At 39.7% G+C, this 12,120-nt stretch carries 17 protein-coding genes; all 17 read right to left on the bottom strand.

What is annotated here, in order from left to right; genetic code table 11:
• Positions 1–5 precede the first annotated feature (5 nt).
• Positions 6–491, bottom strand: coding sequence for a hypothetical protein (locus AC3E9U_RS03655; RefSeq protein ID WP_488745562.1), 486 nt, complete (start codon positions 489–491; stop codon positions 6–8).
• Positions 492–493: 2 nt separating this feature from the next.
• Positions 494–865: an ApeI family dehydratase gene (locus tag AC3E9U_RS03650; protein ID WP_488745561.1), complete on the bottom strand. Its 372-nt coding sequence runs from the start codon at positions 863–865 to the stop codon at positions 494–496.
• Between the two features lie 9 nt (positions 866–874).
• On the bottom strand, positions 875–1,486 hold the full coding sequence (locus AC3E9U_RS03645; protein WP_488745560.1) for a porin family protein: 612 nt from the start codon (positions 1,484–1,486) through the stop codon (positions 875–877).
• A gap of 2 nt (positions 1,487–1,488) precedes the next feature.
• The gene (gene lolB2, locus AC3E9U_RS03640) at positions 1,489–2,127 is read right to left on the bottom strand and encodes a flexirubin biosynthesis protein LolB2 (RefSeq protein WP_488745559.1); all 639 of its coding nucleotides are present in this window, start codon (positions 2,125–2,127) and stop codon (positions 1,489–1,491) included.
• Positions 2,093–2,716, bottom strand: coding sequence for a flexirubin biosynthesis/transport protein LolA2 (lolA2, locus tag AC3E9U_RS03635; RefSeq protein ID WP_488745558.1), 624 nt, complete (start codon positions 2,714–2,716; stop codon positions 2,093–2,095). The genes lolB2 and lolA2 overlap by 35 nt, the downstream gene beginning before the upstream one ends.
• Complete coding sequence (locus tag AC3E9U_RS03630; protein WP_488745557.1) at positions 2,706–3,482, bottom strand: polysaccharide deacetylase family protein; 777 nt, start codon at positions 3,480–3,482, stop codon at positions 2,706–2,708. The genes lolA2 and AC3E9U_RS03630 overlap by 11 nt, the downstream gene beginning before the upstream one ends.
• On the bottom strand, positions 3,476–4,534 hold the full coding sequence (locus AC3E9U_RS03625) for a beta-ketoacyl synthase N-terminal-like domain-containing protein (RefSeq protein ID WP_488745556.1): 1,059 nt from the start codon (positions 4,532–4,534) through the stop codon (positions 3,476–3,478). Before AC3E9U_RS03625 ends, AC3E9U_RS03630 begins: the two co-directional genes overlap by 7 nt.
• Positions 4,534–5,724 carry a beta-ketoacyl-[acyl-carrier-protein] synthase family protein gene (locus AC3E9U_RS03620; protein ID WP_488745555.1) on the bottom strand — a complete coding sequence of 397 codons (1,191 nt, stop codon included), beginning with the start codon at positions 5,722–5,724 and terminating at the stop codon, positions 4,534–4,536. The genes AC3E9U_RS03625 and AC3E9U_RS03620 overlap by 1 nt, the downstream gene beginning before the upstream one ends.
• Before the next feature lie 61 nt (positions 5,725–5,785).
• Positions 5,786–6,043, bottom strand: a complete 258-nt coding sequence (locus tag AC3E9U_RS03615) for a phosphopantetheine-binding protein (RefSeq protein WP_488745554.1) — start codon at positions 6,041–6,043, stop codon at positions 5,786–5,788.
• A 2-nt stretch (positions 6,044–6,045) separates the two neighbouring features.
• Positions 6,046–6,660 (bottom strand): 3-oxoacyl-ACP synthase, encoded by a 615-nt coding sequence (locus AC3E9U_RS03610; protein WP_488745553.1) that lies wholly within the window; start codon positions 6,658–6,660, stop codon positions 6,046–6,048.
• Between the two features lie 2 nt (positions 6,661–6,662).
• Positions 6,663–7,829 carry a beta-ketoacyl synthase N-terminal-like domain-containing protein gene (locus AC3E9U_RS03605; protein ID WP_488745552.1) on the bottom strand — a complete coding sequence of 389 codons (1,167 nt, stop codon included), beginning with the start codon at positions 7,827–7,829 and terminating at the stop codon, positions 6,663–6,665.
• On the bottom strand, positions 7,799–8,248 hold the full coding sequence (locus AC3E9U_RS03600) for an acyl-CoA thioesterase (RefSeq protein WP_488745551.1): 450 nt from the start codon (positions 8,246–8,248) through the stop codon (positions 7,799–7,801). Before AC3E9U_RS03600 ends, AC3E9U_RS03605 begins: the two co-directional genes overlap by 31 nt.
• A complete protein-coding gene (locus AC3E9U_RS03595; RefSeq protein ID WP_488745550.1) occupies positions 8,223–9,506 on the bottom strand; it encodes an ABC transporter permease in 1,284 nt (427 codons plus the stop codon). The genes AC3E9U_RS03600 and AC3E9U_RS03595 overlap by 26 nt, the downstream gene beginning before the upstream one ends.
• Complete coding sequence (locus tag AC3E9U_RS03590) at positions 9,496–10,251, bottom strand: ABC transporter ATP-binding protein (protein ID WP_488745549.1); 756 nt, start codon at positions 10,249–10,251, stop codon at positions 9,496–9,498. The genes AC3E9U_RS03595 and AC3E9U_RS03590 overlap by 11 nt, the downstream gene beginning before the upstream one ends.
• A 4-nt stretch (positions 10,252–10,255) precedes the next feature.
• Positions 10,256–11,251, bottom strand: a complete 996-nt coding sequence (gene darH, locus AC3E9U_RS03585; protein WP_488745548.1) for a BtrH-related acyltransferase DarH — start codon at positions 11,249–11,251, stop codon at positions 10,256–10,258.
• Entirely contained in the window at positions 11,251–11,655 is a 405-nt protein-coding gene (gene DarG / locus AC3E9U_RS03580) for a flexirubin biosynthesis protein DarG (protein ID WP_488745547.1), read from the bottom strand. Before DarG ends, darH begins: the two co-directional genes overlap by 1 nt.
• Entirely contained in the window at positions 11,656–12,117 is a 462-nt protein-coding gene (locus AC3E9U_RS03575) for a hotdog family protein (protein WP_488745546.1), read from the bottom strand.
• Positions 12,118–12,120 lie beyond the last annotated feature (3 nt).

Below are 12,120 nucleotides of genomic sequence, written 5' to 3'. Positions count from 1 at the left end.
GTGTATTATTTTAAAATCTGTTGCTTTTCGCTATCGGAAAAAACCGTTGATTGTCTAACGTATTTTTTTACGTATTCCTTTACCTCACGAGACTGTTTATCGAAAGAACTCATAATCAACTTCTTATCTTCTTCAATATTGCTTTTATATTTCAGGATCTTGGGTGAGTTTTCCTGAATACTGAGACGAATCAGACGAATCTCAACGCTTGAAGGCTCCGATTTTAATGTCTTTTCCAACAAAGTTACACCTTCAAGAAACAGTTCTTTTTTCTGTTTGACTTTCGGAGCATACTTTGCTGTAAGAATGATCGAAGCGCCTTTATAAGCCAATAAAGTCGGATTGTTTTTACTGTATCCCGAAAGCATTGTATGAAACTGTTCCGCTGTTTGCTTTGACTGTGAAGCGGCATAATAAGCTTCCCGCACCTCCGTCAAATCTTGGGCAAGCAGGGTACAAAAAGTCGCAACTATGCAAAACAGTAATTTCAAAACTATGCTTTTTTATAAGTGTTGGTCAGTTTTAGCGCTACGGTATCTTCGAAGCTTGTAGTGTTTTTAACTTTGATTTCGGTTTCCAGCGTACCTGAAATCTCCAATTCCAAGCGCAGTACAGCATGCACATCCGGATTGATAAGCGCCATGAATTTCACGTTGGAAGAATTGGTCATAAACAAAGAACTTCCCAGTATTTCCTGAGAAAGTTCTTTGATTATCTGCATCATGCATACGCCCGGCGTTACAGGATTTCCCGGAAAATGACCTTTAAAAACATCGTGTTGGTTATTCAACTGCACGACTACATCATATTTCCCTTCCGAAACATTTTCTAATTTTTGAACGGTATAAAAATCCTTAAGTAACATAAGCTATGATTATTGTTTAATATCAAAAGTATAAGAAATACCTACCTGGAAAACCTGATTTAAATAAACATCATTAAAATCGTTGTTATAACCGCTATCATCATAGTACTCACCTCCAAAAATATCGATCAATCCTTGTTTGTATCGAGCTTCGAAACCAAGTCCGTTAGGCAACGTATACCCGAAACCTCCCACGATTCCCATATCAAAACCGATCAGGTCATTACCTAGCGGTCTTTCAAAATTATCGTTTAATTTAAAATCTAATGTCGGTCCCACAACGGCTTCGAACCCGTGGAATGTAAATTTATTCATCAGTCCTAAAGATAAAAAATCCAATGAATACTTTTTTTCAGTATAGGTGTCGGTAGCGAAGTTGTAGTTTTGAACGATCGCTCCTTGCCCGGAGTATCCAAGTTCCGGCTGAAGGGTATAAATTTTTGCCAGTTTAATGGCCGCAAAAGCACTAACGTAAAAATCGGTTTTGAAATCGGCATCATCCACACCGGTGAACTTTGAGAAGGTAGCACCACCTCGGATACCCGGTTTTACGGTTACCTGTGCATTCATCTGTGTTAATCCGAAAAAGCATAACAACGCTACAAATACTTGTTTTTTCATCTTTAATTTTGATTAGTGATTTGATTTAATTTAATCGTCAGCCGGATATTCTTATGACTGATGGTGATATTTTCGGCAAAAGTACTGTTTTTTGAATCAAATTCGAAGACAACTTTTTCCTTATGACGCGACGCATTGATCAATTTCTGCAACTTCTGATCCTTTTTATCAAAAAAGAGATAGTTAAATCGTTTGCCTGCTTCGGATTTATAAATATCGTACTCTTCGTGGGCCATCCTATCCGTTACCGCGTAATTTACTTTCAGCAGTAAGCGGAAATCATCCCGCAAGGTGTTTACGACTATTTTCTTATTTAAATCTTCAACAATGTAATTGACCTTAAAATCTTTTTCCGATAATTCAAAATCAAGCAGGGTGTTTCCAAAATCCGTCGTAAAAACTACACGATGAATGGAATCATTAAGTCTTTTGGCGATAAATATTCCGCTGAGTTCATTTCCATAAACCTCAATATGTGCTTTATAGATATAATCGGTTTTCGGATCCGAAAAATAGGGATTCTTTACTTCTTTTATTGTTGATTCCTTTCTGACCGCATTGGGAATTTCATAGGATTTACAGGAAAAAAGAAGCGTCGAAAAAAAACTAATTAGTAAAAACCGAATCGTCAATTTTTGCATTGATCTGTTTATTTTTAAATACGATTAGGGTAAAGTCGCCGGACGGCTCAATCAGTTTTACCTGAGAAACGGTCGCGTCATCCATTGGAAAATACAGATCCACCTGCTGAATGTATTTCTTAATGGTTGCTGTTTTCGGCGTCAGTTTGGCGATATAGGAATCTTTACTTTTGAAATAAGCTATCGTAAATTCCTTATCATCAAACATGTTTCCGCTTACGCTGCCGACTATCAGTTTATTGATTTTTTCAAACATCTTGCTTTTCGCATCCACCGTACTTTTATTTCCCTGATCATTAATATATACCTTATTGTTTTTGAAAACAATACTGTACTGATACGGTTTTGTATACTGCCAGTTAAGCCAGTTCGGCTGTTTGAAATACATTTTTCCCGACGTTTCAATATCTTTCGATAAGAAATCAAGGTGTTTGTATTGCGTAAAATCAGTCTTTAATGTTTTTATGTTCTTGGTTTCTTTCTCAACTTTCGTTTTAAAAACATCGATTTCTGCCGGAGTCAATTTCTTTTCCTGGGCAAAAACACTGTTGGCAATTAAAAGCAACAGTATAAAAACTCTAATTTTCATAAGCTGGAAGATTTAATAAAGCATCTATGGTTACACATTCATACTTTTCGGATTGCAAAAATAACAATAACTGTTCCAAAACATTCACTGTTTTTAACGAAGTGTCATGTAACAATATAATTCCTCCCGGCACCAGTCTTTTTTTGATGCGCTCCAAAATCTTGATTTCATTATCAATAACCGTATCTAACGAGCGATTGTTCCAACCAATAACATGGTGATTGGTCTTGGAAACGGCTCTGGCTATTTTGGGATTCGTTACACCGAACGGCGGTCGGAAATACAAAGCTTTCTTACCGGAAAAACGCTCAATGATTGTGTTGGTCTGAACCAGTTCCTCTACTACTTTTCGCGTCGGAAAAATACCGAAACGGTTCGAATGGGAATACGAGTGATTTCCAACGGTGTGACCTTCCGCTACAATACGTTTAAAAATATCGGGATGCTTTTCGATCTGACTTCCGATACAGAAAAAAGTAGCTTTTGCATTGTATTCCTTCAAAAGATCAAGTACTTTTTCGGTCATTGGGTGCGGTCCGTCATCAAACGAAATCGCAATTCTTGGCTTTTTTTCACCGGGATTATCGCAATAGGTTTTTACGAAATAGCCCATTTTGATATTCGACGACCCGAAAATGGTGATCCCAATCCAAAAAGCAAAAAATGGTAGAACAACCCACCATTTCACATCAATAAAAAAACTCAAAACGGAAAGAAAGGCAACTGCACAAATACAAAAAATAAGTATGTTTTTATGTTTTAGCATTTCTTGAGTAAGATTAAACTATGGTCTTTCCCCCGGTACTGATTGTATAGTAAAATTGTATTGTATGCATCTTTTTTCAGCGCATTCATACTTACGATTTCCGGAATATGCTGATTTTTGATAATGTTCGCAGCGGTCCAGAAACCAAATGCGGATGATGTATTGTACTCACCACTTAAGTGTTTGTAATATACTTGAGGCGTATTTCCGAAAAGTGAACGGGAAACATCGTAGTAATTATCGAATTCCACATCACCATTATTCCCCAGAACTACTGCGTCAAGGTCGGAAATTTTTAAATTATTAGCTTCTAAAAAGGCAGAGATGAAATTAGCAACCTCATTAACTTCCATGGCGCTTTGCATAGCAACTGCGTCAACGGAGGCATAGGAGCTATCCTTTTTTTCACTTTCCAACACAAAAAAACCGGCTCCTTCGGCGTGAACAATTCCTTTTGAGTCGGAATTTAGAACAGAGTAAGGTTTATCTTCTTCTGACTTCACGAGATTAACCAGCTTGTGAAGTGACAAGGTATAAGCACCTGTTTCATCGATTCCGCCGACCAGAATACTGTCTGCTTCCTTGTTTTCGATCTGCATTTTTGCATCTAACAATGCCATTTCAAAAGAAACCGCACCGTTTACATACGTAAAATTATAGCCTTTACACTGCAATCCCAAAGCGATCTGACCACCTACGGTATTGTGTGTGGATTGGATGAAGGATGTTGGCGTAAGGAATTCTTCTTGATTGTCTAAGATGGATTTCAAAAACTTTTCCGAATCTTCAACACAACCCATTCCTGTTCCAATGATGATGGCTTCCGGCATTTCCACATTTGCTTCTTTCAGCGCTTTTGAAGAAGCTGCAATTCCCATTTTCACTCCTTTAGCCATACGACGGCTTGCCGCCGGCGGAATAAACTCCTTGTACGAGGGCTGATTGGCATAAACCACATTCTCCGTAGTATTCACGGTTACTTCCGATAAAAATTCCGTTTCGAAAGTATCTTGCACTGAAATACAACTTGTTCCGTTGATATACGTCTTCATCAGTTTTTAGAGAATAATACGGTTGAACAATTTCCACCAAATCCGAAAGAATTGGATAGAACATGTGAAATAGGTTTTTCTTTCAGAGTAGTCTGCGGAATTAAATCAAATTCCTCCATTGGCGTTTTGAAATTCAGATTCGGAAAAACAACATTGTTCTGCAAAGCCAAAACACTGTAAACCGCTTCAATGGCAGCAGCTGCCGCTAAAGTATGTCCGGTAAATGCTTTCGTTGAACTGAATTCCGGAACGTTTTCTCCGAAAATACGCAAGAGGGCACGTCCTTCCGACAAATCGTTATTCGGCGTTGCCGTTCCGTGTGCGTTGATATAATCAATATCTGACATCTTTAAATTGGCCATTTTCAAAGCTTTTTGCATTGCTAAGAAAGCACCTTCCCCGTTTTCAGAAGAAGCCGTTTGGTGGTAGGCATCGTTGGCATTTCCGAAACCGGAAACATAGGCCAGTACTTTTTTGTTTTCCTTGCCAACCATCGCATCAGATTCCAAGACCAGAAAAGCCGCAGCCTCCCCTAAATTCAATCCCTTACGGTTGTTATCAAACGGCGTGTTATAAGAATCCGACAAAATCATCAGGGTCTTGAAACCGTTGATGGTGAATTTCGCCAAAGCGTCTGTTCCGCCTACGATTACTCGATCCAATTGTCCCGACTGTATTAGACGCGCACCGATCATAATGGCATTCGCCGCCGAAGAACAGGCCGTACTGACTGTAGTCACCAATCCTTTCAGTCCGATATACTCGGCGATTTTATGAGTGACTTCGCCGCAATCGTGGCTGGTAATGTATCTTCTGCAGGATTCGTCTTCAAAGTAATCGTAATAGTACTTTTCGGTCATGTCCATTCCGCCTACACTTGTCGCAGAAATCAGTCCGGTTCGGTACTCATTACAGTCTTTGATTCCGGCATCTTCCAAAGCTTGTTGTGCAGCAATGGCACCCAACATGGACGTTCGGGAAAAATCATTATCCGACGAAAGTCCTAATTGCTGCGCTAACTCCTGATTGCTTTTTTTAATTTCTCCGACTTTAATAACGGCTGCGTGGGTCGTTTCAAAATTCTCAATGGCAGAAATTCCGGTTTTACCGCTTATCAAAGCAGCATAATTCTCTTCGACATTGTTTCCAATCGAAGAGATTATCCCCATTCCTGTTATGGCTACTTTCATCTGATATATCCGGATTGTTATAGTTCTTTTTTAGTCGGTGAGACAAAAAAGCAACTAACGCTTATTTTGTTCTGTTATCGGTAATATAGGTTGCCATGGTTTCAATTGACTGGAAAATTGTTTTTCCCGCTTTCGGATCTGTCAATTTGATACCGTAATCTTTATCCAACAATACGATTAGTTCCAAAGCATCAATAGAATCCAATCCTAAACCATCTCCGAAAAGCGCATCGTCATCATTAATTTCCTCAACCGCAATGTCTTCTAAATTTAAAACTTCAATAATTTTCCCCTTTAACTCCTGCTTTAATGCTTCCATGATTATTTATTGTATAATGTTTTTACTGTTTCTTTATTATGTTCTAAATCCCCTTGTTTTTCAACCATATAAAGGATTGCTTTGTACTGTTCCTGATAATATTCCACCCAACCGCACAATACTTTTTCCGCTTTGTTTGTCGCCAAAAGTAAGTCGGCATAATTGGTCATGAACTCGGCATTGAAATCTTCAAAAACAAAAAAAGCGTTTTCCGACTGTAATTTGTGCTTGATACTGACCTCACCGATGCAAATATTAGGCAACGTATAAACAAAGACGGCCGGACTCGGAAAATAATTCTCCTTATCCGCAATGGAACTCTGGTATTTCACGTCGGTATCCAAACTGGATGACTGATTGGCAAAAACCAAAGCGATATTATTATTCTCTTCTTGTTTATCACTGTTCGACAGAATGATCTCCGAAGCTAAAAAGGCCAATTTGCTTAGATTATCCATTTTGAAAAATTTAGGATAATCCATGTTGAAATTTTTATAAGCCGTTTTTGCAAATTCCGAAAAAGGAACCTCCCCGAGTTCAAATACTTTCGCGCCGTTAATTGTAACCGAATTGTTTTCGATTACACAATGACCTGATATGTAATTTTTTGTCTGCAAATTTAATTTACTTTTTCAAATAAAACAGCGGTATTACATCCTCCAAAACCGGAGGCCGTTTTCAGGAAATAATTGATTTCCTTTTTTTCATTTTTTGTCAGAACCGAAATAGGCTGTGAAACTCCCATTTTAGTAAATCCTTTTGATGCGATCAGTTGATTTTTTCTGGCACTTTCGATAGCGATTACTGCCTCTAAAAGCCCGGATGCACCCAACGTGTGACCATAAAATGCTTTTAGGCTATTCACGGAAACGTCGTTAATACCCAAACGGCTAAATGCCACCGCTTCCATTTCATCATTGTAAAGTGTCGCGGTTCCGTGCGCCGAAATATAATCCAGCTTTTCTTTTTCTAAGCCTGCTTCCGAAAAAGCACTTTCAATACTTCTGAACAATCCCTCTCCGGTTCGCGAAGGACCTGAAATGTGGTTGGCGTCATTTACAGCACCATCTCCTATAACTTTTACAGCTCCTTTGCCCACTTCCGATTCGATTGAAGTCACGTAAACTGCAGCGGTTGCTTCACCCAATGAAACTCCATTTCGTTCCTCGTCGTATGGTTTGCAGGGAACCTCACTCATCGCCTGAAACGAATTGAATCCCGACAGAACAAATTCGGATACCTCGTCTCCGGCAAGCACGAAAGCGTTATCATAAACACCGGCCTGAATCATTCGCTTGGCGATTGCAATGGCCAATACACCAGACACACAGGCGTTGGAAACTACGATAGGTTCGGTCGAAAACCCGAAAAACAAACTGATTTTCTTTGCCAAAGCAGCTAAATGAGCTGCATCAACAGTATTGTTTTGATCTTCCAAAAGGCGGATATTCCCTTTAGTTGTTGAAAAAACAAATGCTGTTCTGTTGGTAATTTTATGTGTAGCGATTAATGGCGATAAAGCCAAAATCAGCATTTTTTCTAATTTGGTGAAATGGGTTTCCGAAGAAATTCCGCTGAAAGCCGTATCGATTTCATCTGAATTAATGATCGATGAATAAAACGATTCAAGCATGCCCAATTTCTTAAACTGCTGAATGCCGGATCGCCCTTTCAGCAGCGCCTCCCAATTGGAAGCCACGTCAAAACCTAAAGGGGTAACACAGTTGGTTTCTGTTATGTAAACATTCTTTACCATTACTTCAACAAACCTACTTTTCGCTTCCATTCTTCAAAAAAAGGCGGAAGATTTAACGATAATGTTCCCGTTTCATCTACAAATACCTGAACGGTTTCCCCAGTGCAGGCCACTTCATTATTAGGATCGTAAATCTTATATCTGAAGATCATTTTAGCGGCAGGTGTATCCACGATTGTGGTTTCAATCCGACCTACATCGCCATAACGCAACGATAATTTATGTTCGCAGGTCGACTTCACGATGGGTGTCGTATAACCATATTTGTTCACATCTAAATAGGAAATGCCGTGTTTGCGGCCAAATGCTTCGCGTCCGTCTTCAAAATACGTAATGTAATAACCGTGCCATACAATCCCCAACGGATCGGTTTCGTTAAAACGAACACGTATTTCCTGGGTAACCGTAAGTTCCGTCGCTTCGTTATACTGCTCTTTTCTTTTTATCATAGACGATTGCAATGGTTATTGTAAGTATAAAAAACAAAAGTAATAAATTAATTTCGGGAAGGATTTCCATAATACCTCCGTTGCGCAACAGCACATCATAAAATGCATTCAATCCCCAGTTCATCGGTGAGATATGCGACACATACTGCATGATTTTAGGCATGGCAAAAACGGGAACCCAAACACCTCCGATGGCCGCCAAAATAACAACAGAAGTCGCTCCGAATGGCGCCGACTGTTCCTGTGTTCTAGCAACGGTTCCCAATAAAATCCCGAATCCGATAGCCGCCAAACCTGAAAAAAGTGCCACCAGGCTCATTAAAATCACTTTTCCTTCGATGTCCAAAACCGGAAGACCTAAGTACGGAAAAAGATAAACTCCCACAGCGACCATCAGGAAAAACTGAATCATACAAATGATCAGATAGGTAGCGGTTTTACCTGCAATTACAACGGCGTACGGAACCGGATTTGTAATTAAACGTATCTGTGTGCCTTGTCCTTTTTCCTTTACGATGTTGATCGAAAGCGGCACGATGATAAAAAATATCGCAAACAGCGTCCACGCCGGCACATTATGCTGCACCGAATTGGGAAGCATCTCTTTATTATCGATTCTAGGTACTATTTCCTTAAAAGTGATAAAGTTTTCCTGTTCGAAAAAAGGCTCGCCTTCTTCACCTAGCTGATCCTGAAATGCTTTGTAAATAGATTTCGTTTCAACCTGGGATATCATTTTATCAATCGCACTTTTCACCGCATTCTTAAAAGTAAGCTGTGTAGCGGGATCAAAGTACATTTTGATTTCTTTTTTGCTGATTTTTTCTTTTTTGGTTTTTGGAACCGAATCTTCCAGACCAAATTTGCTGATGATCTCGTCTACATTCTGAGTTACTTTCTTTTCCAAATCGGCACTCAGTTTTTCAGGAATAACGATTGCCAACTGGTATTTCCCTTTAAAAACGGCTTCCCTTGCCACGTCCTCGGTTACGGCTTGTCCATTTATCTCGGCAACTATTTCAAAAGAACCACTTTCATCTAAACTGGTCTTTACCGTTTTGGAAATTTGACCATTGTCTTTATCCACCAACAGAATCGGAATCTTACTTTCAGTAACCGATTTGAAGGTGCTATCCTGAATTAAAGTAACCGTAATGATCAATATCAATGGCATGATGAACAAGATCACCAATCCACCTAAATCTCTTTTCAGCAGAAGTATTTCTTTATGAACCGACATCAAAAACTTATACATCATCGCGCAATTCTTTACCGGTTAATGAAATGTATACGTCTTCCAGATTATGCGCATTGGGCGTCTTCCGGATTAATTCCTCCGGTGCACCCTGGGCATAAATTCGTCCTTTGTCGATAATTGCAATGTGTGTACAGAAATCCTGCGCTTCCGACAAATGATGTGAAGTATAAATAATCGAAGTCCCTTTTGTATTAAGTTCCTTCAGATAATCGATAATAACATTTTTTGACTGCACATCTACCCCAACAGTAGGTTCATCCAAAAACAAAACCGAAGGTTGATGCAGGATTCCGGCGATGAGATTGACTCTTCGCTTCATTCCCCCTGAAAAAGTCTCTACTCTTTTATCTGCAAATTTCAACAAACCCAAATGATCCAGAGCGTCATCTACCTTACTGTGCAGCTCTTTACCTCTCAATCCGTACATGCTTCCGAAATAACGCAGGTTTTCACGCGCCGTTAACGTCGGATACAAGGCATACTCCTGAGGAACTACGCCAATATTTTCTTTGATTACCGTCGCGCTTTTATCATAGGAAAGTCCGTCAATGGTAAACTTACCTGAAGTCGGTTTTATCAGTCCGCATAACATGGAGATCAGCGTGGTTTTGCCGGCGCCGTTCGGTCCCAACAAACCAAAAATTTCGTTTTTCTCGATTAACAAACTCAGGTTGTTCACCGAAAAATCTTCCGCCTCCTTATACTTTTTGTAAAGTTCTGTTATATGGATTATTGGCTCGTTCATCGTTTTATATCGCTTTTTTCAGTTTTTTAAAAAAAGCTTCTTCCAAATCCGCCAATCCGAGAAGTTCATCAGCCAGACTGTTATAAACATCATTCTGATTACTTCTCTTTTTATAAACTCGGGACGCATTAACGGCAAAATCACGCCATTTGTCACCGATAGTTGTCATTTCAAGCGAAAGTTCCTTCAATTTATCATTCTGAAGAATAACTGCTGCTTCCTGAAGAAAAGCCGCATAAATAAATCGGAAACCACCGCCCCCGGTACCGATTTCCTCCTGCATGCGCACCATTTGCGCTAAATAGTGGTTTGCTACTCTTGGATTCTTTTTAATCGGCCATCTGCGGATGCCTTTCGCAACATAGCGCATTCCTTTTACACCGATGATCGGCATAGGGGCAAGCATGTCTTTACAGGTATTTTTTATTCCTTTTCTGATGGCTTTTTCCCAATCGATCTTTTCCGGAATTGCCACAGGATAATACATCTGGCCTTTAGGCGCAAGAGCTCCTTTGGCAAAACGCACTTTCTCCAGTTCTTTTTCGGTCAGCGTGGTAACGGTCTCCATTACCGGATCACTGATTAAGAACGTATCCTCTTTCTTTCCATACACCACCAGATTGTGTGCATTGAAATGAAAGCGGTATTCATCAGGAAAATAGGTTAAATTATAAACCCCAACCTGTAGTCCTGAAGGTATATTGTTTTTAAGATTTTCTTCAAGTGCTTTTTGAGCCGACTGCGGATTGGAAAATTTTACTCTTTTCACTTTAATCCCCAATCGTTTGGCTGCTTTATTGAAAATAGAACCGGGCATCGGACGGTAACTGATTGCCGGTGCATGATTGACTTTCAACATCGGAAGGTAGAAAAAGAAAAGCCCGGATCCTATACCGAAAACCATTGGTTCACTGATATTGATTCCGTGATGCTTGAGCAAATTGGAGGCTACTCCGTTTTCGCAGTGTGCGGACTGGTGATGGATGAAATTGGTTTCCATTAGTCTCCTTTATAATTTTTTAGCGTTTCCACCGAAACCTCAAAGGCTTCAGCGTATTTCGCCATCATTTTATCATTCATTTTTTTAAATACGGCGGGTTTACCGTGCCGTTTCACGCGCCAAACCCACATACCGACGTAACTTGCCAGAATAGTCCAATCCATTTTATGCAATTCCATAAAATATACAATCGGACTCGAACCCCCTTCCTTCACAGCTATTTTGGCCTGTTCCACTCTTTCATTGATATCCTGCATGGAATTTTCCAGGGCAATGGTTTTGGGTTCCCAACCCGAACTTAAAGCCGTCGTATAATTCCCGTTTTCATCAGTTGCATAACAAAGTTCTCTCAGATTTCCTTTCGAAAGATTGCTTTGGTCCTGCGGTACTTCTTCCTTCTTCATTTATCTTTCCTCCTGAATGAATAAATTTATTTCTGCTTCAAAAAGCAATACTCCCTCACAAAACGTCTGACAGGTCATCGTACAGATGCTGTATTCCTCGGTGTCAAATCGGGAGATCAAAATGCCGTGAGTGGTAATGGAACTTCCAACCTTCGGCAAGGCATGTATTGTTATTTTTTTTATTCCGCTGATAAAACCGATAACCTTCACATCGTTCTTTACCTGATTGTTCTCATCCAGAAAAAAACATTGTCCTACAATGGAAGAACAGGTTTGTGCTCCGTTCTCAATGAGCCCTGTTTCTGAAAAAAAACCACTTTCGACAAAAAGGTTATCGTCTTTGATTTCAAATATCGTTTCGACTTCCTCGGCCGTAAGTTCCAGTATGTAATCGACCATAAGCATCGGCTTACGATGTGGTAAAAACTGCTTAATATCGATTGCATTTTCGAGCTGTCTCATCAG

This window comes from Flavobacterium sp. 21.1, from assembly GCF_057801535.1.
This window is presented reverse-complemented; position numbering and strand designations above follow the sequence as displayed.